This is a genomic window from Marinomonas piezotolerans, from assembly GCF_003362755.1.
GTDB lineage: Bacteria > Pseudomonadota > Gammaproteobacteria > Pseudomonadales > Marinomonadaceae > Marinomonas > Marinomonas piezotolerans.
In genome coordinates, this window is sequence record NZ_QKRA01000014.1 from 1 (window position 1) to 24,091 (window position 24,091).

Below are 24,091 nucleotides of genomic sequence, written 5' to 3' on the forward strand. Positions count from 1 at the left end.
TCAGCTTGTTTCAAAATCGCCATAATCTGGCTGTCGGTATAACGTGACTTTTTCATGCAGAACCTCCTGCGTTTAGATTACGAGAAAATTCTACTTTTGGCTGCTGTTAATTTTCGGGGGGATTACCCCCCCACTTCCCGAACAAAAGAAAATCGCGGAAATCCTCTCCACTTGGGACAAGGCCATCACCACCACCGAACAGCTGCTCGCCAACAGCCAGCAGCAGAAAAAAGCTCTGATGCAACAACTGCTCACCGGCAAACAGCGCCTGCTGGATCAGAATGGAGAAAGGTTTGAGGGGGAGTGGTGCGAGGTCAAATTGTCCTCGATTTTTGACCGGGTTACAGAGAAAAATAATGGCCAAAGTACCAACGTAGTGACCATATCCGGCGTTCACGGCCTGATCCGACAAGAGGACTTTTTCAAGAAAACAGTAGCCTCCGAAACGCTCGATGGGTACTTCTTGCTAAGAAAAGGCCAGTTTGCTTACAACAAAAGCTATTCAAATGGCTATCCGATGGGGGCGATTAAACGCCTGAATCGGTATGACGATGGCGTTGTGACCACCTTGTATATCTGCTTTGAACTATCTGATTCGAACAAGGCTAATAGTGACTACTGGGAGCATTACTTCGAGTCTGGCCTTATGAACAAGGGACTTAGCCAAGTAGCTCATGAAGGTGGACGTGCTCATGGTTTGTTGAATGTTAAACCAGCGGACTTCTTCTCGTTGAAAGTGCCGCTTCCTTCTCGGGAAGAACAACAAAAAATCGCTGCCGTTCTCTCCGCTGCCGATCAGGAAATCACCACCCTGCAACAGCAGCTGGATCACTTGAAACAAGAGAAAAAAGCCCTGATGCAGCAGTTGTTGACTGGTAAACGTCGAGTGGCTGTCGATGCTTAGCTGGTTCGCCAAGCTATTGCTGACCGCCACAGCTATCGCCCCCGTGGGAATTAGCTATGCTTGGGTGGCATACACCGATGGGCGTTTGGATGTTGCATTACTCACAGTAGCAGCTTCTTTGGGGTTGGTATTTATCTGCATTTGGATGCTGCGCTACGCCCGTAATAATCTTGAAAGTAGCAACTTTCAGATCTCCACTGTGGAAGCAGCAGATCGGGAGAATATGACCTTTCTCTTGCTGTATCTGCTACCGTTATTTACCGCCAGTTTTACATCTTTGAACTGGCAGGTATGGCTACCAACATTGGTTATATTTGCCGTAATGGTTAGCACCGGTTATAGCTATCACTTCAATCCATTACTTGGGTTAATGGGATGGCACTTCTACAAGGTTTCAACTCCTGAAGGAGTAACCTATGTACTGATCACAAAAAAAGAACTTCGTCGTGCGCAGGATGGGCTGATTGTGGTGCAACTGACGGAATACATTGTGTTGGATAAGGAGGTTTAATGTGCCGCAAAATCTTTTTGCGCTGGTTTTAGTTGCTGGTGTTCCAGAGGTTCGACGTGTTCGTTTAAGTGCTCCTCTTCAGAACAAAATCACTGAATTATTTGACGACCAACAGCAAGCTTTTTTTAATGGTATTGAAGATGAATTGCCTTTTAACGGAGACTGGAAGCCCGATGCCCATGAAGTGCTGGTACTAGAAGGTCTCACTGAAATTGAGCTCATGAGTACTGCCATTACCAGCAATGTGACATCCTATCCTGCGTTAGATCTGTCCCGATTTGAAGATGAGCCCATCAAGGCTTTGTTCAGTGGATATGCGAGCGGAGCCAATGTAACTGTGCAGGTACAGCGTTTCATCTCATCTCAAATGCTGGTAAGAAACCAGATCCCTGTTATCAGACTTCAAACTGGTAATACCTTTACTGAAATGACGGAGCCAATGTTTACCCTAGCTCGCAGTCTGGTAGCTGTGATTCAGAATGGGCAACTGAAATTCAAGAGCTTTTCCAATCTCCGTACTGTATTTGATTTGTCTGAGGCCTATAGGGAGGCCACGGACTCAGATCTGGAATCTTTTGCAGGTCATACTCTTCTGGCCTGTGCGGATATCGATAATTTCAAATCTAATGCAGATTCGTCGGTTCGCAAGATGGTACATGCGATTAGTCAGGATGATGTGTTAAACCAACATGGTTTGCAGAAAATTACAGATGTTGCGGACGGTTTCTCTCAGGTCAATATCACCGTGGCCAATGGCCAGATTCAGCTCCCAACAGACAAAAAAGAGCTAAAAACGCTCTTGCAGTTCCTGCTAGAAAATATCTTTGTAGGCCCTCTCTCGGGGGAGCAATACCGTACAAATTCTAAACGGTTAGAGTCCGATTGATTTAAGGGGTTCAACTACTCCGCTTGATAATTCTTGAATTCAAATTAATGAATAAGGAGGTTTTTGATGACTGAAATTAACCAATGGGAGCAACGGTGGGGAAATGATGTTAACGCATCTAGCTCGGAGGATGATGTTCGAAATGAGTGGGAGCGAGACTATGCTCGTCTAATTCATTCAGCTGCATTTCGTCGCCTTCAGTCAAAGACTCAGGTTCTAGGTCTGGGGGAGAGTGACTTTTATCGAACTCGCTTAACGCACTCGATGGAGGTTGCTCAAATAGGTACGGGAATTGTTCGTTACCTCAGAGATAAAAAGCACCGAGCTGATGAAGATATTAAGGCAGCCCTACCAAAATCTGCACTGATGAATGCTATTTGTTTGGCACATGATATCGGACACCCTCCCTTCGGTCATGGAGGAGAAGTTGCACTAAATATTTGTATGCGAGCTCATGGTGGATTTGAAGGTAATGGTCAAACACTTCGAATTTTGTCTCGTTTAGAGAAATACACCCTTAAGCATGGCATGGCACCTACAAGAAGACTACTGCTAGGCGTTCTTAAATACCCGGCTAGTTATAACCAATGTGTGCAAGATGAGGCTTACCAGACGCTAGGTGCACTTAAGTGGCTTTCTCCCGCTGACAAACAACATCCGCCTAAATGCTACTTAGATACCGAAAGAGAAGTTGTTGACTGGATTCTTGAGCCTTTTTCAAAAGAAGAGCGGGAGTCGTTCATAAAGATGAAGCCAGATGCAAAATCTGGGCATTTGAAACCCATGTACAAAGGGTTAGATACATCCATTATGGAATTGGCAGACGACATCTCATATAGCCTCCATGACTTAGAAGATGCGATCTCTCTGGGCATGATTACAGATAAAGATTGGCAAAAGCATAACGGCGGCAAGGAAGATATTTTTCAAAGTTGTGGCTTATCAAGTGAAACAATGGGGCTGAAACTATTTTCAGAACATAGTTATGAGCGCAAACGTCAGATTGGTGACTTAGTACATAAATTTATCACTAATACATATGTCGAAGAGACCAATATGGAGGGAGCTGTTTCACCATTTCTTAAATGGAATGCGGTAATGGATAAAGATTGCGAGAAGTTACGAAAACATATTTTTGATCTGGTCAAAACTAAGGTCATTCAGAGCCCAAATGTCCAACAGCTCGAGTTCAAAGGCCAAAAGTTAGTGATTGAACTATTTGATGCGTTAAGCTCAGATCCTACAAGGCTGCTGCCTGTTTCGACTGTCGAACGGTACGAGAATGTCTCTGAGGGATCTCCTCAAATGCGAGTAATTTGTGATTACATCTCAGGTATGACTGACGAATATGCTACCCGTATGTATGAAAAAATATACCACCCTCATAAAGGGTCAATTTTTGATCGGCTTTAATCTGGAGGGCGAATGGGTAGCTACCGGATTCTCTATACCACCGACGCAGGCCAATCTCGACTCGTTTTACGTGAGTTGAGAGGTCAGGTTTGGCTAGTCCAGCTTTAAATAACCGAGTTGTATCAAACTAGCAAGTTGAATATAGGTAAGCATATTAAAAGCGTTTTGTCAGACGGGGAGCTGTCTGAAAAGGCAATTGTAAACCGAAAGTTTACAACTGCCTCTGATGGTAAATCATCGCAGCATCAAAGGCGCAAGATATTGAAGAACTTCTCAATTGGAAACCGCTCAAATAAATAGCAAGGATTACGAATTATGCAGCCATCTCTCAAATTTCAGGAAGAATACAGCGCTAAGCTACCAGCGCTAACGCTATTGACGAGCTTGGGCTGGTCATTTCTTAATCCTGAGCAGGCGTTAGCCGAGCGGGGGGGTAAGTTCGATCAGGTGGTGCTGAGGGAAGTGCTAAAGGGGGAGCTGCAAAAGCGTCGCTTTATGTTTGGCGGCAAAAGCTACCCATTGTCACCCAAGTCGATTGATAACTTAATTGCGGAAATCTGCTCCCCTGCATTGAATGAAGGTTTGCTGACGGCCAATGAAAAACTCTACAACCATCTGATGTATGGGATTTCAGTAACGGAGTTTGTGGACGGAAAGCGAGCGACACCTACTGTCGCGCTTATCGACTGGGCTGACCCTCAAAACAACAGCTTTATCTTTACCGAAGAGTTTTCCGTTAGCCGTTCTGGCGGGGCACAAGATACTCGTCGCCCTGATATCGTGTGTTTTGTGAATGGCATACCTTTGGTGGTGATCGAAGCAAAACGTCCCGATGGGAAGAAAGGCCCAACGGTGGACGAAGGTATTTCCCAGAGTCTTCGCAATCAGCGCCCCGATGAAATCCCCCATTTATTTGCCTATAGCCAGTTGCTGCTTTCCATTAACGGCTCCGAAGGACGTTACGGCACCTGTAACACCCCCGCTAAGTTTTGGGCGGCATGGCGTGAAGAAGAACTATCCGATGCAGAGATTTATGCTGTTCGCAACAGGAAGCTTTCACCGGAACAAATCTCAGCCCTGTTTGATTATCGCAAAGGCAAGGATTTGGATTGGTATCAAATCTGGTCGGCCAATGAACTGTCAGTATCCGGGCAGGATCAATTGCTGATCAGTCTGTTGCGCCCTGATCGGCTATTGGAAATGGTGCGTTATTTCACTTTGTTTGACCAAAAAGCAGGGAAGATTGTTGCCCGCTATCAGCAAGTATTTGGTATCAAGAAATTAATCGCCAAGATCAACACCAAGAATTCATCTGGCGGTCGTGAAGGCGGTGTGGTTTGGCACACCACCGGCTCTGGTAAATCCTTTACCATGGTGTTTTTAAGTAAAGCGCTGATCTTGCATGACAGCCTCAAGCAATGCCGTATTTTTGTGGTGACAGACCGAGTGGATCTGGAAACCCAGTTAAGCAATACCTTTGCCTCCGGGGGGGAGTTGTCCGGTAAAAAGGGTAAACAAGCCGCTATGGCGAGTTCTGGCAAACGCCTAGCCGAGCAAATTGGTCTGGGCACAGAGCGGATTATTTTCTCCCTTATTCAGAAATTTAACTCTGCAACCAAGTACCCAAACTGTCGCAATACTAGCGAAGATATCATTGTTCTCATTGACGAAGGGCACCGTAGCCAAGGTGGGGAAAATGGTATCCGTATGCGACAAGCATTACCTAAAGCCTCCTTTGTGGCCTTTACGGGGACGCCTCTGTTGAAGGACGACGAGACAGAAAGTAAGTTCGGGGGCATTGTCCATGCCTACACCATGCAGCGAGCAGTTGAGGATGGAACTGTCACACCTTTGTTATACGAGGAACGTAAGCCTGAGTTAAACGTCAACGAAAAAGCCATCGATGCATGGTTTGATCGCGTCACACAATGTCTCTCTGAACAGCAAAAAGCCGATCTTAAGCGTAAGTTTGCCAAAAAAGGTGAAATTTATGCGGTCGATGATCGTATAGAGTTGATAGCTTTAGATGTGGTGAGCCATTTCATCAACAATATTCCAGATGGATTACAGGGGCAATTGGCCTGTGACAGCAAAACTTCTGCTATTAAGTACAAGAAATACTTAGATCAAGCCATGCTAGAGTGGCCAGAGAAAGATCGTTTTGAAACGGCTGTTGTGATGAGTCCACCCGACAGCCGTGAAGGTAATCAAGCTGTTGACAGCACGGCTATGCCAGAAGTCACCAAATGGTGGAATGACAACGTTGGTAAACAAGATGAGCAAATCTATACCGACAATATCATTCGCCGTTTTGCTGATGAAAAAGACCCTCTTAAAATGATCATTGTCGTCGATAAGCTTCTGACCGGTTTCGATGAACCTAAGAACGCGGTGCTCTATATCGACAAGCAGCTCAAATCTCACAATCTGATTCAAGCGATTGCTCGGGTAAACCGACTTCATCCTAAAAAGCAATTTGGCTTGTTGATCGATTATCGCGGCATCCTGCGCGAACTCGATACTACAATCCAAGATTATCAGGACTTAGCAAACCGCACTCAAGGAGGCTATAACGTAGATGATATTGCGGGGCTTTATAACCAGATGAGCACCGAATACAAACGTCTCCCTCATTTGTATAAGGCCTTGTGGGCGATCTTTGATGGGGTGAAAAATAAGTCTCAAATCGAACAGCTCAAAGCTCCTTTAATTCCGAAAATAGAGAATCAAAATGGTGAGCTAGTAGACGTTAACCAAGAGCGCCGGGACAACTTTTTTGAGGCGTTGACTAACTTTGCAAGCTGTCTAAAAGTGGCTTTGCAATCCGCCACCTTTTTTGAAGACACCAGCTTCACTGATCAGGATCGAAAACACTATAAGGAGACCGTGAAGCAGTTATCGTCATTGCGGCAGGTGGTTAAACAGGCTTCCGGTGAGCAGGTTGATTATGATGATTATGCGGGTCGAGTGAAGAAACTACTTGATAAGCATGTTGTGGGGGTGGCGGTTAACGAACCTAATGCCAAGTATGAAGTGGGTAAGATGGGGCAAAGCACTGGCCCAGAAAGCTGGTCTGAGGAAAAGACTCGAAACGAGATGGATATTATTAAAACTCGCGTAACCAAAATTATAGAGCAAGACTTGGCTGATGACCCCTATGCGCAAGAGTCTTTCTCCGCACTGTTATTGAAAGCGATACAGGAAGCCGAAGAGCTATTTGATCATCCCAACAAGCAATACCTTCTGTTTAGCGAGCTGAAAGAGCAAGTAGAGGCGCGTCGTTTGGATGATATTCCAAATGTGTTTGCTGGTAATCATCATGCCCAAGCCTACTTCGGGGTATTCAAGAAGGTATTGCCTGAAGTGTTTGCTGTCACGGATGGACAGATTATGGATAAGTGGACAAAACTGGCGTTTGAGGTGGATGAGCTGGTGTCCGCTGCCGTATCTGAAAACTCAATTAATCCTGACAATATTGAGGCTGATATCCGTAAAAAGCTGCTGCCTAAATTGTTCCAAGAGTGCAAAGCGATTGGTGGTGGTATGGATCAAGCTAAGAAAGCTGTGGAGTTGGTCGTTCAAATTACCCGAACTGGTTTGGCGAAAGAATCGTAAGCTATGTCTGTCTCCATTATTCCAGAGCATAAAAAATTGTCCTTTCGCTACGGTGAGCATCGCTATGACTGTACTCTCTTGAAAGGACAATTTTCCGCTAGGAAGATCGTTATCAAAGTTCATCCGGATTGTCGTGTTGTTGTGGCTGCACCGGAAGACGCTGAACTCAAGGATATTCAGATTGCTTTAACCAAGCGTGGCCGTTGGATTTATGAGCAAATACGGGAATTTAAAAAGCTCCAAGAACACGCTTTACCACGGCAGTATGTGAGTGGCGAAAGCCATTTTTACCTTGGTAAACAGTACCTATTGAAGGTGGAAGAGCAACCGGAAGTGGCTCAGAGCGTCAAAATGACCCGAGGAAAACTAGAGGTTTCGGTGAAGCAGAAGTCGCCAGAGAAAATTCGAGCTTTGCTAGACGAGTGGTACAAAGCCAGAGCCAAAGAAACTTTCGCCAAACGCCTTACAGCGATGCTTGAACAAGCCTTATGGGTATCTGATCACCCATCCATTCGGGTGCTGACTATGAAAACCCAATGGGGTAGCTGCTCCCCTAAAGGGCTTATAACCCTTAATCCCCATCTTGTTAAAGCGCCTCGTGAATGCATCGACTACGTTATCTTGCACGAGTTGTGTCATATTGCCGAGCACAACCATAGCGAACGCTTTTACCGGCTAATGGGGCAAGTAATGCCGAATTGGGAAAAGACAAAAGAAAAGCTGGATCAAATGGCTTTTGAAATCTTAAGTTGAAACGAAAATGATCGAACAAAACACTTTAATTGAAATATTGAAGCCGGAAGTTGAATCAGGGTACCTTCTTATTAAGAAAACATATTCAGACGAAGTTTCTTTCAGGCTAACGAAGCCTTTCATGGGGCTTGCTAACGGGAAGATTTATCTTTCTGAAAGAGGAAAAGTAGAGCTTAAAGTAGAGTCTTTCGGAACCTGGAGGGAGGTTGAGTGGAATAAAGCTAGCATTAGCTCATCTATCTTGGCATCCGATATTTTAGCTGAGAATGTGCGTTATGTTTGTTCTCCTGATCATTTCAACAGGTATGCTCTGAACTTTATAAGTTTAGGTGTTAAGACGGTTTGTGGATGCAAGAATCCAAGAACTATCAACGACCGAATTGTTGCTGTTGACGTTAGTTATCCCGATATTCCTCGTCTAAGAGGTTGTGTTGTTGTTAGGGAGTGTGAAGATCTTGATTGTGCATGTTGGAAAATATCCAGCCATACTCTTTCAACTTGGCCTCTTATGGGAGAGAAAGCTATTTGGGACTATGTAAATAAATGGGCTGTTGAGAATAGAGTTAAGATCCCCAATCTTGATAATGTAATGCTGGACTTTGACATTGGGGCTTCAAGAATTGAGCAGCGCTACACTTCCAATAAAGCGATTGAAAGGAAGAAAAATAAGGTTTCTAGTCTTAAGGGAATGTCCTTGGAACAGATCAAGAGAGAGTATTATAAGTGATGAATGATTGGCATTATCGTAACTAATCTAGACTTGGGTTTATTGTAAGCGTCACTAAATCAGCCTCTAGTTTTTGTGCTTAGTCCCTTCCACACTGTGCTTCGTCCCAATAATCGACGGAGTAATCAATATGAGTACAAACACAGTATTAAACCAAACTTGGGCTGCCCACATCGAAAAGTGGCGGTCATCTGGGTTATCCGCCAAAGCGTTCTGTGAACAAGAACGCTTGGTATATCACCAGTTCGGCTATTGGAGACAAAAGTTCTCATCTGCGGATGAATCGCCAAATGGGTCGAAATTAGTATCGGTAGAACTGGCAACGCCTTCCAAGCAGGCTCGCGATCTAGAAATCCTGCTCCCCAATGGCGTGCTCATACGTGGCATTGATGCGGGAAATATTCCATTGGTGACTAGCTTGGTCGCCGCTTTATGAAACCCCGTTATCTGCGACCCGCGTTAAATTTACCTCAGATATTTTTGTACCGAGACCCGGTGGATTTTAGAAAGCAGGCTCATGGGTTAGCGGTGTTGATTGAACAAGAGCTTGGGCACAATCCATTTTCTGGGGCCTTGTATGTCTTTACTAATCGACATCGCAATAAAATCAAATGCGTCATGTGGTATTGCGGCAGGTGAAGGATGTTGTCGGGAAGTTCGGTCATGGTGTTGTATAGGCGTAGGTGTCAGTCAGATCCATCCGACTCGGCATTGGTGTTTGCTTTTTTACCCAACAAGCTGCTGGAAACTAAAAGTAAGGCACCGAGGACAATTGCAATATCAGCCAGGTTGAAGGCCGGCCAATGCCAGTCTCGCCAATAGAAATCAAAGGAATCCACAACATAGCCGCGAAAGACCCGGTCAATCAGGTTGCCCATGGCGCCACCGAGGATAAGACTGTAAGCGATGGCTTCTCCTTTATGACGATTTTCAAGGATCAGCTTGATCAGAAAAATCGAGACCACTACCGCGATTCCGATAAAAAAGTAGCGCTGCCAGCCTCCACCATTCGCAAAAAGACTGAATGCGGCACCGGTATTCCATACGTGTACCCAGTTAAAGAATGAGGTCACTGAAATAGACTCGCCATATGCCATTGATTGTTGCACCAGCCATTTTATGGCCTGATCAGACGCTGCCAGCAGGCCCGATATGGACAACAGAGCGTACGGTGACAGATGTTTGCCAAAAATGGACATTGCTTAATCCTTGAGCGCCAGAATGCGTCTAGCACCGTTAAGTACAATTACCCCCGCGATGGTGCCGATAATCAGATCCGGATAATTGGACCCGGTCCACGCGACCAGAGCGCCGGCGGTGATGACCCCCAGGTTGATCACCACGTCGTTGGCCGAGAATATCCAGCTTGCCTTCATGTGCGCCCCGCCCTCCCGATGTTTGGATATGAGCAGCAGACAACTGGTATTGGCAATCAATGCGACGAATGCGATAGCCATCATCACCAGCGATTCAGGCTCACTACCGAATACAAAGCGTCTCACCACCTCTATGAGTACTCCCCCAGCCAAGATCAGTTGCAGTACACCAGCAAGATGCGCGGCACGTACCTGCATTTTCACGCTATGTCCAACCGCATAAAGGGCAAGCCCGTACACCGCCGCATCGGCAAAATTGTCCAGGGATTCTCCAATCAGGCCGGTGGACCGGGCGATCAGACCGGCAGTCATTTCCACCACGAACAGAAGTGCATTGATGCCGAGCAACCAGCGCAGGGTCCCGGATTCTTGCTTAGCAGAAGCTGCCGAAAACTCGGCGGCCTTGATGGTCTCCGGATTTGCAGCGACGGTTTCCTGAAGCGAGGCGCCTAGCCCCAAGGTCTTCAGTTTCGAGGTGACGGGCTCGACCTCACCGTCATGCACGACCTTCAACCGGCGGTTCGACAAGTCGAAGGACAGTGCCCGAATCCCCTCTACGCCGTTCAGGGCCAGGCGAATCATGCGCTCTTCTGATGGACAGTCCATCTTCGGCACGGCATAAACACTGACCCATTCCCCCGACGCATCGGAGGAGGCCTGCATATCGGTATCCGCCGCAGGCCTTGCATGGTCGCCACAGGGGCCTCCGCAGTTTTTACTCATGATATGACTCCACTTGAATGTGATCGGGTTTTCATTTAAAACTATATAGTAGCTATAATGTCAATAGCGTAGAGAATCCGTTGCGGAGGAACCCGATGCGTATTGGTCAGTTGGCACAGTCAGTAGGGGTAGATACACAGACGATCCGCTTCTACGAACGGCAGGGCTTGTTGCCGCCGCCTGGTCGGCAGGAGAACGGTTACCGTGTCTATACCGAGAAACACGTTGAGCGGCTGGCCTTTATTCGTCGCTGCCGCATCCTGGATCTGTCACTGGCAGAAATTCACGAACTAAAGCGCTATCAGGACGACCCTCATCAGTCCTGTACCGCTGTCAATGCCTTGCTCGATGATCACATCTCTCATGTGCGCTCGCAGATAACCGCTCTACAGGCGCTTGAGAAACAACTCGTTTCACTAAGAGCGCGTTGCAACGATGACCGGGAAGTTAAGGCGTGTGGGGTTCTTGCTGGAATTAGCGAGGGAAGCATGCATCAGCAGTAGGTTGGAGTGCCAACCAGATAATCCGATGAGATGCCGGTTTGCCTCACTCTCATGCAAAGGTAAGATCAACCATTTAATCCGCTTACCCATAATCCTGAGGTAGTGGCAAGGTACTTTGAGAAACGTCACAGACAGGGACTAAAAACTGCTCGCAGTAGTTAACTGATTTCTTCAAATGGAATTAGAGTATGTCATCGATAGGGAGCTAATAGAGTTGATCGTTTTGGTGATTACAACAAACTTTGAGACTATGTTTTAATTTTCGCTACGCCTCATTATTTCTCTTATCTCCTCATTCGTTGGCTTGATATAAACTAAGCATGAAGTTTGAGACTTGTGGTGCATGACTTTCTGAATCTCAATAGGCTCTAAGCCAGACTTTCTGCATCGATAACCATATGCGTGTCTATGGCCATGAGGTGTAGTGCCATGTTCTTTTTTAGCTTCTAGCCCAATTTTTTCTACAGCATTTTTATGCTGCCTTTGGAAATTTTTTTCAGTTTCAGGTTCGCCTTTGCTGTTTGTAAACGCATAAGGGTGTGACGCGTTTCCTTCTGGTTCAACCCGTTGATACTTAAGATATAAAATCCAGAGATCTAAGAACTCTTTTGCTTTAGAGGCTGGGTTAAAGACAACTTCAAAAAAATTTCGGTTATCTGTTAAAAGCGCACCTTTCCAACCAGCATGAAGCCGTTTTGTTCTAGGAATTATATTTCTTGGTTGCTGCTTAAATTCTAGGTTTAGATACTCTTTTCGGTTTTTGTATCTTGGATCAGGGGCGCTACCATATTCAGGGTGATAAATTCTTATCAAGGCTTCATCAGGCCTATTCGGGTGCAAAACTATATCTGAAGTATAAATATGAAATAGTTCACTAGTTCTAATCCCGCCGTAATGCAGTAATGTAGTCATTGCCTGCATTTTATAATCAGGAACTCCTTTATTTAAAAATCCTTTATACATAAGGTCATTAATATGTTCTTCAGGAAACCTGACGACATTATCATTATCAATTTTTAAGTTTGGAAGAGCGGTGACCCACCTAGCTCTTTGTGCTTTTAATTTTACATCGCCATAGTCACTTAAATGATTTAAAAATACATTCTTTTGTTTGTTGTAGTATGCACACCAGTTAAGTCTCTCTTCATAGTTAGAAGCTTTTCTAAACGGGTTCACACGAAGGTCATGGTAATCATCTTGCAAGGACAAGAAGTCTGTATAGTGATTGAGGTGATGCAAAATATTGTTAATGTCATTTGTACTTCTAGGTCGCCAGAAAAGGCCTAGAGCATCATCGCAAGTTTCGTAGTCTATTGTTCCGGTAGCTAGAGAGTCTCTAAAGGCTTTAAGAAGTTCATATCCTTTTTCATGGTTAGGGTTTGCATTTATATATTCTACAAGCAGCTTTAAAGAAAATATTGCACGCTCTTTCCATGAGGCACTTTTAGTGTTGAACCACGCTAAATACCTAAGATGGGATATAATTATTCCTTTTTCTGTGATCAATGCAGGTAGCTCAAAGGTTAGGTTGCTGAAGCTGTCAGTGTATCTTGTGTTGATTTTTCTAACATATGCCATATAGGTGTTCTCTTAACCTGAGCATTGATGGAGATGAGAGTCCAATGATACGAGATCCTATCCACCTCAACAATGAAATAGTATGTTTTAATATGGGGTTCTTATACATTTATGGTAAGAAGCAGTTGCGAGAGATTGATCGTCGAGTGCGTTACCTAGAAAAGCGCTTGGATCAGTGTACCGTTGTTGATCGTCTTCCAGTTGACCGCAGTATTGTGTTTTTTGGTGCCTGGGTGACGCTCGAAGATGAAGACGGTCACTTAGAGCGATATCGCATCGTTGGGCCTGATGAAATTGATCATCATGAAGCGTATATCAGCATGGATTCTCCAGTCGCTAAGGCGCTCTTAAAGCGGAGAGAAGGCGATGAGGTGATGCTGCAGCGTGCGGGTGGAGAGAAGGTTTTCTACGTTGAACAAATCGAATATGTAGATCCTTGATGTCTATGATTCGTATTGCAGGGAACGCTTTATAGCTGGAAAGTGCGCTGATTTAAATCTTCAAAGACAAGTGCTCTCAGAGCACTTGTCTTATGATGATTTACAGCCGACGACTGAGTTAGGCTTTACAAGTAGACGGGGTTGGTTTTGTGACTATATGGAATATTAAATATACAACGCTAATTGAAATAGCGATCAACCAGAATTGGCTTCCAGTCGGGTATATCATAGCCAATATGCCACACGCTATCATTAATATCCGTCCAAAGGTGCCGATCTTATATCTAGCAAACCCAGTGACGCCAACAGCCCAAATGCACGTAGAGAAAATCAGCCCTATTCCAGCGATCGCGATGTCCCAAAAACTACCGATGAAAAGCAGAGCTTCATCTGAGATAAAGGCGAAAGGTATCATAAATGCCACCGCGCATATCTTGAATGCCTCGACACTCGTTTTCATCGAATCTGTGCCTGCTACCCCAGCAGCGGCAAATGATGCTAAGGAAACGGGAGGAGTCACCATGGACAGCACACAAAAATACATAACAAAGAAGTGGGATTGAAGTTCACTTACGCCAAGTTCTTTAAGTGCTGGCACGTACAACACTGCACCGATAATGTATGCTGCGACAGTCGGTAATCCCATCCCCATAATTATGCATCCCAGCACAATTAGAATTAGAGAAAATGCCGAAAACCCACCCCCGATATTAATAAGACCAGATGCAAATTTCAGAGCTAGATTAGACTGGATTGCCACAGCCACAACGATACCAATGGCAATGATTGGGGCTGCAATTTTAGCTGATTGAACACCAGAGTCTATGACCATTTTTGGTATAAGCTTAAGGTCATATCTTGTTTCAGCTTTTAACATGGGCGCAACAAAACACACAATAGTAGACCAAAATACTGCTATTTGGGCCGAGTACCCAATTATCAAACCTGCGATGAGTACGATAGGCGGTAATAGCATGTGTATTCTAGGAAAAATGGGTGCAATTTTTTCAATATCACTATCGCTTAGAGTACCCGCTTTTGATTTCTTAGCATCTAAGCCTGCAAACACAAACAAAGATAGGTAGAACGCTAAAGCAGGAAAGATCCCAGCGAGTGCTATTTTTGAATAGGATGTCGCCAACATCTCAGCCATTACAAATGCAGCGATTCCCATAATTGGAGGCATTAATTGGCCACCAGTGGAAGCGATTGCTTCATAGGCAGCAGCTTTTTCCGGTTTAATGCCTGTTTGCTTCATAAGGGGAATAGTGAAAACCCCTGTCGAAGTAACGTTTGCCACGGCGCTTCCAGAAATAGTGCCCATTAAGCTTGATCCTACGATCGCTACTTTCGCACCGCCGCCTGTTGATTTACCTACTAGTTTTACCGCAAGGTCGATAAATAATTGCCCACCCCCTACGGAGCTGTAGACAACACCAAACACAATAAAATAGAAAATGAAGTTGGTTGATGTTGCTGTTGTGACACCAAGAATTCCGCTCGATGTCATGGCTAGTATTTCAGTCCATTCAACCCAGGTTATTGGAAAGAACCCTAGGCCTCCATTGAGGTTATGTCCAAAAACTCCATATATTAGAAAGATTGCAATAACAATTAGCAAAATGTTGCCAACTGTTCTTCTTACAGCTTCGAGCAAGATAAAAACCAACGCAGTGCAAGCAAGTATATCGATTTTCTCTATTGGAGAAACATTCTCAATTCTATTTGTGAGTCGATCTATTTCAAGGTAATAGTATAATCCCACTAATGCGACAATAGAGAAAAGAATGATTGATAGTACGTTGTCGAACGTAGCTAGTTTTTTTGCTTTGAAAGCTTTTGTTGAAAAAACAACGATGGCCAAAGTGAGAACGAGGTGTGACGCTCGTTCTACAAGTGGCAATTGAGGATTAAATAAAGTCCAATATTGAAAGCAAATGAGTATTAATGATAACAATGCAATTGGGCTAAGATAATTCTTAAAGCTACTTTGTGTCATTATGTCCTACCAAAAAATATTATTTTTATGTTTGGCAAAGGTGCTTTTATTTAATTAGGCCAATCTCTTTGTAGTAACGAACAGCGCCAGGGTGCAACTGGATTCCATTGCTTTCAGGTAGTGCTGCTTTTTTAAGATCAAATGCCTTCCATGCTTTAAATTCTTCGCTCAACTTATCCATATTCTCGACGACTAATTTGGTGATTTCATAGGCAGAATCATCACTTAGAGAAGCGTTGGCGATTAGATGAGTCCCGAAATTTCCTCCAATGTTTGGGCCTGTTTGAGCGTCAAACCATTTGCCATATTCACCTTCTTGGAGACCAATTCCTTTGAAAGCAGCAATAGAAAGAGGTGACATATCTAAGAATTCTACATCCCCAGTTAAGCTAATTTCAGTAATGGTAGGGTGCCCTCTCAAGATCGTATCGAAGTACAGGTCTACTCGCTTATCTCTCATTAAACCAGACATCTGAGACGAGTTTACTTGAACGATGCTGCCGCCTTGCTGCTTAATTTTGTCTCTGTCCAGATTGTAAGCAGCTAAAATGGTATCAACAACAGGAGGGATGTTAGAGCCTGCAGGCTTCATCATTATATTGATAGGTTTGCCTGACGTTAAAATGTCGTCTAGGGTCTTAAAACCATTTTCAGACATGTAATCTTTGCGCGCGATGGCGCCGATGTAAACGGGGTTCAAGCCGCCAACAAGTGAGCGAATGTTGTCTGCTTTTTTGCCCTTGTATAACAGCATACCTTCCACAGCCCATTGCGATGTGGCGATATTTGAAATGGCTATTTGGGCTTTTCCTGCATTGACAACCATTGGATTTGCAACACCGCCGCCTCGAGCTAAAATCTCGACATCTAAGTCGGAGCCTGAAGCTTCAACCATCTTTTGAATCGCTGCTGCGCCCACGTACCAACCTGAGCCTACGGGCATGGCTCCTAATCTAAGTTGTTCTGCTATCGAGTTTTGGGAGACTACTGTTACTAATAGTAGGGCTAAAATTGAGTAGAGTTTTGATGTTATTTTTATCATTGCATTCTCCTACTGTTCTAGGGAGGGTTTTACCCCTCCCTAGATACTATGTTTAACAACATAAGCTATTTGATGTAACCGTTGCTTTCCGTCGTTAGATTATTCCTGCTGATTGTAGCGCTTGTTTGATTTCAAGATCAGCGCCTTCAGCAAGCGGTAACAAAGGTGAACGGACAGTTGCGTGTTCTAAGATCCCTCGTGCTACGAGTGCGTGTTTCAGAGCAACGGTACCTTCCATGTGCGAGCCGCGGTGGTAAACGGTCGATGTAACGGGAAGTAGCTTATCATGAATTTCTCTAGCTTTTGGATAGTCTTTATTCTTACCAGCTTTGATTAATTCAACCAATAGCTCAGGAGCAACATTACCGTAACCTACTAGTAGGCCATCTACGTCAAACATTGTGTGCAGTAAGTATTCATCGTGACAGCTTAAGATTTGTAGATCTGGGCGCTCAGCACGCACGACAGGAATTTCAGTGTCCCAGCGCTTCATGTTACGTACGCCGTTTTTCATCGCAAACACGCCTGGTTGATCAGCAATTTCCAACTGAGTTTCTAAGTCATAAGTACATTTAGTGACATCAGGGTATTGGAAAAGAATTAGAGGTAATCCGCTCTCTTCATAACACACACGGTATTTGTCTTGAGGCGCACCTTTTTGATAACCGAATCGAAGCCAGCCATGAGATGGGTACATCAAACCAGCCTTTGCTCCAGCTTGAACCGCGTTTTTACACTCTTCAGCAGCAACTTCCGTCCCTTCGCGTGTAATACCGGCAATGATAGGTATCTCATCGTTTACAGAATCCACAAATGCTTCGATGACTTTCATTTGCTCTTTTTCAGAAAGAAACGTGCCTTCACCAGCATGGCCAAGTACTGTTAGGCTTTTAACGCCGTCCACACTTTTTAACCAAGAACCCAAACGCTGGATCGCTTTATAGTCCACAGAGCCATCACGGTTGAATGGTGTAACTGGTGCTGGGTTTAGTCCACGTAGATCGATATCTATTTTGCTCATTCTGATTTCCTGTATTTATTGTTCGAATTTTAAGATGCCCGTGCTCTTTCTGGGCATAGAAACAGGGTAGTAATTGAACAGATATATTAATACTGTAGAATTGGGATTTCTGATATGCATTTTATGTATGGGGTGTGAGTTGAATTACTTAGCTTGGAAGGTGTTTGTTGACGTATGTGAGCTTGGCAGCCTTAGTAAAGTGGCTATTCTTTGGAATACCAGCCAACCACAGATTAGTCGCCAAATAAAATCTCTTGAAAAGGAGTTTGCTTGTCGGCTATTTGTTCGCAATGGACGGGGGGTGGAGCTTACTGAAATAGGTCGACTGCTTGAACCTGAAATCCGCAGGTGGTTGCAGCAAACGGAGCAACTAGAGAATAACATTAGGAACAGTTCTGGGTTGCCGATAGGTAAAGTAAGGCTAGCAATCCTGCCTTCAACAGCATCACCATGGCTGAGCGAAGTGTATAAGTTGGCAAGTGAGAAATACCCTGACATTCAGTTGGAGGTGAGAGAAGGCCAAGGTCATCAGCTTGAAAGTTGGCTAGAGCAGGGGAAAGTAGATCTCGCCTTAATGTTTCGTCACAGTGTTGAACATAGTACTGGAGATATATATTTACGTGATACGGCCACGTTTTTGGTTGGGTCGCCCAATAACCCACTCACAATAAATGATACGATTGAGTTTTCTAAGTTAGACGGGGTGCCGCTGACATCATTTTGTCGTCCAAGTAGTTGGAGAGATTATCTAGAGGTAATTGCAAGAAGGCATGATATAAAGCTAAATGTGGTTCTAGAAGCGGATTCACTGTCGCTTCAAACGCACGCTGTTTTATCTAGTAATTGCTATGCTTTGTTAGGTGCATACGCCAGTTATGCGGCGCAAAAATCACTGGGCCTCTCTTTATCAAAGGTAATTGCACCAAATGTAAAGCGTTATTTGACCCTGTCTATGTCTCCGCATGGTCAGTTAACCTTAGCCATCAAAAAAATTCGTGAGCTCATTAAAGAAGTCGCAGACAAATATCCGCCTGGCTTTGAATAGGAGTATCTAAATGCAGCCTTTACCCATTATTCGCTCACAATGAAGAACGTGATCTCTGCAGTTATCAAATCAAAGGTATAGTCCCTTAATGGATATGATTCGTTTTGGAATGGCCCAATGGCAGCACCCAGCTTGGGTGGATTGGATTTACCCTCGTTCAGAAGCACCATCATCACGGCTGGGATACTATGCTCGCTTTTTTAATAGTGTCGAGGTAGGTAGTACTTTTTATACGGAGGTCGCTGCTGATCAAATAATCAAATGGGCAGCGCTGGTATCAAGCGACTTTCGTTTCTCATTTAAAGTGCCTCGGGGAATATCGCATCAATTGAATGAAATTCCATTTCCTCAGGTACTGCAGCATTGGCAGCGCTTTCAGGATTTATTGCTACCGATTCAGGATCAATTGGGGCCGACGATGTTGCAGTTCCCTGCTTCGGTAGATGTATCGTATTTAGATAAAATTAGTCAGTTATGTAACGAATGGAGGTTACCGAGCAGTCTGAGTGTTGAAGTTCGGTCTCTGTCATACTTTGATAAGTTTGAAGGTGAGGCCTCACTATTGCGTGTACTGGCAAATGGCCAGTATGACAAGGTGGTGATGGATTCGCGCCCCGTATTTTCTACAGACGCATATTGCGAGAGTCTGGTTGAGGCGCAGCGCAAAAAGCCAAGAGTTCCCTGCCACGCCGTTGCCACGGGCTTTTCGCCTGTTGTCCGATTTGTGGGGCATCCAGATTTAGAGCGTAATCATTTTTGGTTAGATCAATGGGCAGACAAGTTGTTGATGTGGTTGGAAGAAGGGAGGTCACCGACAGTATTTGTGCATTCATCAGACAATATTGCTGCACCGACACTTGCTGCTTGGTTAGATGACAAGCTTGATGCCAAAAGTGACAGATATGCTAAGCGCTTGTTGTTGCCTTCTCAGCACGATCAAATCGGACTGTTTTAATAAGGAATGAGTATTATGTATTCGTTGGTCTTTTATGTCCCAGAAACCCATTTGGAGGCCGTTAAACGGGCTGTATTTGCGGCTGGAGCAGGCAAAATGGGTAATTATGAGCACGCCTGTTGGCAGGTTAAGGGGCAAGGCCAGTTCCAGCCTAAAGTGGGAGCAACGCCGTACGTTGGTGATGTTGGTCGGCTTGAAGTAGTAAGTGAGTATCGAGTCGAGATGGTTTTGATGGCTTCATGCCGAGAGCAGGTGGTAAGGGCTTTAAAGTTAAGCCACCCCTATGAAGAAGTGGCTTATCAAATAAGTGCTATTGAGCATTAACAATTATGCTGGCTTCATGAAAGCCGTAATGACCGGTTTTATGATCGTCTAGGAAAAACTTTAGTGTTTTGGTAACGCTGCTAAATGCAATGTCGTCCCAAGGAATATCATGAAACTCAAACAAGGCCACTTCAGAGCTTTCTGATGTGGGATGGAAATCTGCTTGCCTCAACTCCGCTAAATAATACAGGTGGACTTGGTTAACGTGCGGGATGCTGATAATCGAAAAGGGCTGCTTTGCTATCGCATGTGATCCGCTTTCTTCTAAAGTTTCCCGCAGTGCCCCTTCGAGCGCTGTTTCATTGTTTTCCATGAATCCAGCGGGTAATGTCCAATAGCCTAGGCGAGGCTCGATATTGCGCTTGCACAGTAAGATCTTGCCTTCAAATAATGGCAGAGTACCTGTGATCATTCTTGGGTTATCGTAATCAATAAAATCACAGTTAGGGCACACTGCTCGTTCGCGGTTATCGCCATCAGGGATTTCCATATTCACTTGGTGACCACATTTCGGGCAGAATCTCATAATCGTTACCTTCTAGCGTTTGTGTTCTAATCGAGCGAATTTTACGACCTTGTCTTCTATTTCTTGTATTTCAATCATGTAGTTGTCCACCCATAGGCTAATCGGGTGTTCAGGAATGAATTCTAGAGTTTCTATAATCAACCCATTGAGTGTCTTTGGGCCGTCCGTCGGAAGGTGCCAGCTTAGCGCCTTATTGATGTCGCGGATATGTGTAGAGCCCTCAATTCGGAATGAGCCGTCATCAAGCAGTGAAATCTCTTCTTCATCGTCTTGCTGTGGCGGCGTAAATTCGCCTACGATTTCCTCTAAAATGTCTTCTAATGCAGCAATACCTTGAACGTCACCGTACTCATCTACAACAATGCCCATTTGCTGGTGATCTTTTTGGAAATTGAGTAGCACGGTATTAATTGAAGTGCTCTCAGGGATAAAGTAGGGCTCTAATGTTGCCTTAAGAAGTGCAGCTTTAGAGGGATTTGCTTCACGTAAAAACTGAGCTGCATGGCGAGCATGAAGTATGCCAATAACCTTATTAATCTCACCATTATAAACAGGCATTCGTGTATGGCGTGATTCGCAAATTTGCTGAATGATTTCTTCGATGGAGTCTTCTATGTCAATCCCGATGACCTCGTTACGAGGAACCATAATATCTTCTACTGAAACGTTTTCGAGATCCAGTATTGATAAGAGCATTTCTTGGTGGGCTGCTGGAATGAGGCCGCTCGCTTCATTTACAACGGTTCTCAACTCCTCAGAGCCCAACTTGTCGGAGTTACCATGACCATGACGAATACCGAATATCATTAGTAGGCCGTTAGACAGTGTATTTACGATGACCACTAACGGGTATAACGCCTTGAGTAAAATGGTTAATACCCATGATGCTGGGAAGGCGATACGTTCAGGATGAATTGTCGCCATGGTCTTTGGTGTGACCTCGGCAAAAATAAGGATGATTAAGGTTAGGGCGGCGGTTGCGATCGCAACACCCGCGTCTCCCCATATCCGCACAGCGATAATGGTTGCTATCGCGGAAGCCAAAATATTGACGAAATTATTACCTATCAATATTACGCCGATCAGCCGATCAGGTCGCTCAAGCAATTTACTGGCTTTCTTTGCTGATCTGTGTCCACCTTTTACCAAATGCTTCAGCCGATATTTGTTGATCGACAACATGCTGGTTTCGGAACTTGAGAAAAAAGCAGAAAAAATGATTAGGAAAAATAGTATTCCAGCGAGAATACCTAAGGGAACGTCGTTCAAAAAAATGATGCCTCAATTATGGGATTAGAACGGATTATTAGTTGTCGGCCTGTGAGTGTCAAATGCCATGATCAATTATTAAATATTTCAACGGCAATTTGTGTCCCAAAATAACCAAGCATAAGCAAAACGAAACCACTAAGCGTCAATTTAACAGCAAGCTGGCCTCGCCATCCAAGGAAATATCGTCCAGTTAAAAGTCCCGCAAAAACGAACCATGAAGCCATGGTGAAAACGGTTTTATGAACGAGGTGTTGTGCGAACATATCTTCAATGAAGTAAAAGCCTGTTGCAATAGTGATACTCAGTAGCAAAAACGCAGCCCAAATGAATTCAAACATGAGCTTTTCTAGTACTTGCAACGGTGGTACTCGTAGTAATTGACGTAGATGATGGTGTTTGAGCTGGTATTCTTGGATCGAGAGTAGAATGCCGACACCGCATGCCGCAGTAAATAGGCTGTAGGCCACTGATGCTATTAGGATGTGCATAGAAGTGCCTAAAGATGGACTATGTAATTGCTTAAGGTTCCATGGTTCGATTGCGTTAAGGCCAATCATGATCGCTGCCAATACAAAGGCGATGCTAAGTAAGAGAGACAGGTCTTTGTCCCGATTACTGAACCAAAGCAATAAATTTCCAATCAGAGCGATTAGCAAACCAATGGTTAAAAAATCAAAGCCATCTTTACTGCCTAATAATTGAATGAGCGCCATCGTGTGAATGACGATAGAGAGGGCGCCAACCGTTTGCGCGCTGCGAGTGCCAGGGCGCAAAAAGTAGATTGCTCCGGCAATAATAGACAAAATGCAGGCAGTCCAAAGTGAATACTGAGTCATGTATAAGCCGATCCAATGGTTAAAACTATAGGGTGACGATCAAATCTTCGTTATAATAAAGTCAATTTCACCTTGGATAAACTGAAATGCACGGTTTTTTCCATCTAGAGCAAATTTTGAGGGCAATATGTTCGACAACTTATCGGATCGCTTAACGTCATCCTTAGATCGCATACGCGGTCGAGCTAAACTCACCGAAGACAACATCAAAGACGTGTTGCGTGAAGTGCGTATGGCACTTTTGGAAGCTGACGTCGCGTTGCCAGTTGTTAAAGACTTCATTGCAGCCGTAAAAGACCGGGCAGTCGGCACCGAAGTGACGCGTAGTTTGAGTCCAGGTCAAGTTTTTCTCAAAATCGTCAAGCAAGAACTTGAAGCGGTTATGGGGCAAGAAAATGATGAGCTGAATCTCCGCGTTACGCCTCCAGCCGTTATTTTGCTAGCAGGTTTGCAAGGTGCTGGTAAGACGACCTCAGCGGGTAAACTTGCTAAATATCTGACTGAGCGTCAGAAAAAATCTGTGGCGGTTGTTAGTGCCGACGTCTACCGACCTGCGGCGATCAAACAGCTGGAGACTCTTGCGAAAGAAGTGGGAGTAGATTTCATTCCTAGCGATATCTCTCAAAAGCCGATTGATATTGCTAATAATGCGATAGGTGTAGCGAAGAAAAGCCATAAAGATGTCTTGATCGTTGATACCGCCGGTCGACTGGCGATTGATGAAGATATGATGGCTGAGATTAAGGCATTACACGGAGCTATCAACCCAGTAGAGACGTTGTTTGTAGTCGATGCCATGACAGGTCAGGATGCCGCCAACACCGCGAAAGCGTTTGGTGATGTGTTGCCTTTGACAGGTGTTATCCTAACGAAAACCGATGGTGATGCTCGAGGCGGTGCGGCGTTGTCTGTGCGTCATGTGACTGGCAAGCCGATTAAGTTTTTGGGGGTGGGTGAGAAAACAGATGCGCTGGAGCCTTTTTATCCTGATCGCTTAGCCTCTCGCATCCTTGGTATGGGCGATATGCTTTCTCTAATAGAGCAAGCAGAACAAAAAATTGACAAGGATAAAGCTGAAAAGCTTGCAGGTAAGTTAAAGAAAGGTAAAGGCTTTGACTTAGAAGACTTTAAAGAACAGCTTCAGCAAATGAAAAACATGGGTGGTATGACGTCAATGCTGGACAAGCTTCCTGGTATGGGGCAGTTGGGTGATATCCAAGACAAAGTGAACGATAAAATGTTCGTGCAAATGGAAGCCTTGATTAATTCTATGACGCCCGCAGAGCGCCGTAATCCAGATGTGATTAACGGCTCACGTAAAAAGCGGATTTCTGCAGGGGCAGGATTACAGATTCAAGATTTGAATCGTCTGCTTAAACAGCATAAACAAATGCAGAAGATGATGAAGAAATTCAGCTCAAAAGGCGGGATGAAAAAAATGATGCGAGGAATGGGGGGGATGCTTCCTGGTGGCGGTGGCGGCTTCCCAGGTGGTGGCAACTTCCCTAAATTTTAAACTTCGTAGCGCAAAAGAAAAATTGTTGAAAGGGCGATCAATTCGCCCTTTTGTTTTTCTAAAGAATCGACTAGAATATGCCGCCTTCTTGTACTAGGCCGATAACCAGCCTAACAAGAGGTGTTT

The 24,091-nt window shown here is 44.6% G+C and carries 24 protein-coding genes; 15 read left to right on the plus strand and 9 right to left on the minus strand.

The window, feature by feature from the left end:
- Positions 1–238 precede the first annotated feature (238 nt).
- From DN730_RS17600 to tnpB, 9 genes are all read left to right on the plus strand, one after another.
- The gene (locus tag DN730_RS17600) at positions 239–904 is read left to right on the plus strand and encodes a restriction endonuclease subunit S (RefSeq protein ID WP_211313901.1); all 666 of its coding nucleotides are present in this window, start codon (positions 239–241) and stop codon (positions 902–904) included.
- Positions 897–1,415: a hypothetical protein gene (locus DN730_RS17605; protein ID WP_115469452.1), complete on the plus strand. Its 519-nt coding sequence runs from the start codon at positions 897–899 to the stop codon at positions 1,413–1,415. Before DN730_RS17600 ends, DN730_RS17605 begins: the two co-directional genes overlap by 8 nt.
- Before the next feature lies 1 nt (position 1,416).
- Positions 1,417–2,301, plus strand: a complete 885-nt coding sequence (locus DN730_RS17610; protein WP_115469453.1) for a Kiwa anti-phage protein KwaB-like domain-containing protein — start codon at positions 1,417–1,419, stop codon at positions 2,299–2,301.
- Between the two features lie 66 nt (positions 2,302–2,367).
- Positions 2,368–3,714 carry an anti-phage deoxyguanosine triphosphatase gene (locus tag DN730_RS17615; RefSeq protein ID WP_115469454.1) on the plus strand — a complete coding sequence of 449 codons (1,347 nt, stop codon included), beginning with the start codon at positions 2,368–2,370 and terminating at the stop codon, positions 3,712–3,714.
- Between the two features lie 315 nt (positions 3,715–4,029).
- Positions 4,030–7,329, plus strand: coding sequence for a type I restriction endonuclease subunit R (locus DN730_RS17625; protein ID WP_115469455.1), 3,300 nt, complete (start codon positions 4,030–4,032; stop codon positions 7,327–7,329).
- A gap of 3 nt (positions 7,330–7,332) precedes the next feature.
- Entirely contained in the window at positions 7,333–8,082 is a 750-nt protein-coding gene (locus DN730_RS17630; RefSeq protein ID WP_115469456.1) for a M48 family metallopeptidase, read from the plus strand.
- A gap of 7 nt (positions 8,083–8,089) precedes the next feature.
- Entirely contained in the window at positions 8,090–8,809 is a 720-nt protein-coding gene (locus tag DN730_RS17635; RefSeq protein WP_115469457.1) for a hypothetical protein, read from the plus strand.
- A 130-nt stretch (positions 8,810–8,939) separates the two neighbouring features.
- Positions 8,940–9,245: an IS66 family insertion sequence element accessory protein TnpA gene (gene tnpA, locus DN730_RS17640; protein WP_115469458.1), complete on the plus strand. Its 306-nt coding sequence runs from the start codon at positions 8,940–8,942 to the stop codon at positions 9,243–9,245.
- Entirely contained in the window at positions 9,242–9,448 is a 207-nt protein-coding gene (tnpB, locus tag DN730_RS19485) for an IS66 family insertion sequence element accessory protein TnpB (RefSeq protein ID WP_115469459.1), read from the plus strand. The genes tnpA and tnpB overlap by 4 nt, the downstream gene beginning before the upstream one ends.
- Before the next feature lie 47 nt (positions 9,449–9,495).
- On the opposite strand, the gene lspA is transcribed toward tnpB, so the two are convergent.
- Together lspA and DN730_RS17655 are read right to left on the minus strand one after the other, a co-directional pair.
- Positions 9,496–10,008 (minus strand): signal peptidase II, encoded by a 513-nt coding sequence (gene lspA, locus DN730_RS17650; RefSeq protein ID WP_004726826.1) that lies wholly within the window; start codon positions 10,006–10,008, stop codon positions 9,496–9,498.
- 3 nt (positions 10,009–10,011) lie between these two features.
- Positions 10,012–10,908 carry a cation efflux transmembrane domain-containing protein gene (locus tag DN730_RS17655; RefSeq protein ID WP_115469460.1) on the minus strand — a complete coding sequence of 299 codons (897 nt, stop codon included), beginning with the start codon at positions 10,906–10,908 and terminating at the stop codon, positions 10,012–10,014.
- Positions 10,909–11,003: 95 nt separating this feature from the next.
- Between DN730_RS17655 and cadR the strand changes: the two genes are divergently transcribed.
- Positions 11,004–11,411: a Cd(II)/Pb(II)-responsive transcriptional regulator gene (cadR, locus tag DN730_RS17660; RefSeq protein WP_001219642.1), complete on the plus strand. Its 408-nt coding sequence runs from the start codon at positions 11,004–11,006 to the stop codon at positions 11,409–11,411.
- Between the two features lie 255 nt (positions 11,412–11,666).
- Here cadR and gmtY read toward each other — a convergent pair whose 3' ends face one another.
- A complete protein-coding gene (gene gmtY, locus DN730_RS17665) occupies positions 11,667–12,989 on the minus strand; it encodes a gamma-mobile-trio recombinase GmtY (protein WP_115469461.1) in 1,323 nt (440 codons plus the stop codon).
- A 44-nt stretch (positions 12,990–13,033) separates the two neighbouring features.
- On the opposite strand from gmtY, the gene DN730_RS17670 reads away from it, so the two are divergent.
- Positions 13,034–13,429, plus strand: a complete 396-nt coding sequence (locus DN730_RS17670) for a GreA/GreB family elongation factor (RefSeq protein WP_342768197.1) — start codon at positions 13,034–13,036, stop codon at positions 13,427–13,429.
- A gap of 118 nt (positions 13,430–13,547) precedes the next feature.
- On the opposite strand, the gene DN730_RS17675 is transcribed toward DN730_RS17670, so the two are convergent.
- The 3 genes from DN730_RS17675 to DN730_RS17685 all read right to left on the minus strand — a co-directional run bounded on the left by DN730_RS17675 (position 13,548) and on the right by DN730_RS17685 (position 17,491).
- Positions 13,548–15,428: a TRAP transporter permease gene (locus DN730_RS17675; RefSeq protein WP_115469463.1), complete on the minus strand. Its 1,881-nt coding sequence runs from the start codon at positions 15,426–15,428 to the stop codon at positions 13,548–13,550.
- Between the two features lie 46 nt (positions 15,429–15,474).
- Positions 15,475–16,470, minus strand: a complete 996-nt coding sequence (locus tag DN730_RS17680; protein WP_245958008.1) for a TAXI family TRAP transporter solute-binding subunit — start codon at positions 16,468–16,470, stop codon at positions 15,475–15,477.
- Positions 16,471–16,564: 94 nt separating this feature from the next.
- A complete protein-coding gene (locus DN730_RS17685) occupies positions 16,565–17,491 on the minus strand; it encodes a dihydrodipicolinate synthase family protein (RefSeq protein WP_211313902.1) in 927 nt (308 codons plus the stop codon).
- A gap of 139 nt (positions 17,492–17,630) precedes the next feature.
- Between DN730_RS17685 and DN730_RS17690 the strand changes: the two genes are divergently transcribed.
- The 3 genes from DN730_RS17690 to DN730_RS17700 all read left to right on the plus strand — a co-directional run bounded on the left by DN730_RS17690 (position 17,631) and on the right by DN730_RS17700 (position 19,815).
- Positions 17,631–18,536: a LysR family transcriptional regulator gene (locus tag DN730_RS17690; RefSeq protein WP_115469464.1), complete on the plus strand. Its 906-nt coding sequence runs from the start codon at positions 17,631–17,633 to the stop codon at positions 18,534–18,536.
- An 88-nt stretch (positions 18,537–18,624) separates the two neighbouring features.
- Entirely contained in the window at positions 18,625–19,491 is an 867-nt protein-coding gene (locus DN730_RS17695) for a DUF72 domain-containing protein (RefSeq protein WP_245958009.1), read from the plus strand.
- Positions 19,492–19,506: 15 nt separating this feature from the next.
- On the plus strand, positions 19,507–19,815 hold the full coding sequence (locus DN730_RS17700; protein WP_115469465.1) for a YqfO family protein: 309 nt from the start codon (positions 19,507–19,509) through the stop codon (positions 19,813–19,815).
- Here the strand turns inward: DN730_RS17700 and DN730_RS17705 are convergent.
- The 3 genes from DN730_RS17705 to DN730_RS17715 all read right to left on the minus strand — a co-directional run bounded on the left by DN730_RS17705 (position 19,802) and on the right by DN730_RS17715 (position 22,449).
- Positions 19,802–20,341: an NUDIX hydrolase gene (locus DN730_RS17705; protein ID WP_115469466.1), complete on the minus strand. Its 540-nt coding sequence runs from the start codon at positions 20,339–20,341 to the stop codon at positions 19,802–19,804. The genes DN730_RS17700 and DN730_RS17705 overlap by 14 nt on opposite strands.
- 12 nt (positions 20,342–20,353) lie before the next feature.
- A complete protein-coding gene (locus DN730_RS17710) occupies positions 20,354–21,610 on the minus strand; it encodes an HlyC/CorC family transporter (protein WP_115469467.1) in 1,257 nt (418 codons plus the stop codon).
- A gap of 71 nt (positions 21,611–21,681) precedes the next feature.
- Positions 21,682–22,449 (minus strand): cytochrome C assembly family protein, encoded by a 768-nt coding sequence (locus tag DN730_RS17715; RefSeq protein WP_115469468.1) that lies wholly within the window; start codon positions 22,447–22,449, stop codon positions 21,682–21,684.
- A 127-nt stretch (positions 22,450–22,576) separates the two neighbouring features.
- Here DN730_RS17715 and ffh point away from each other — a divergent pair, with 127 nt between their 5' ends.
- Positions 22,577–23,965: a signal recognition particle protein gene (ffh, locus tag DN730_RS17720; RefSeq protein WP_115469469.1), complete on the plus strand. Its 1,389-nt coding sequence runs from the start codon at positions 22,577–22,579 to the stop codon at positions 23,963–23,965.
- Positions 23,966–24,091 lie beyond the last annotated feature (126 nt).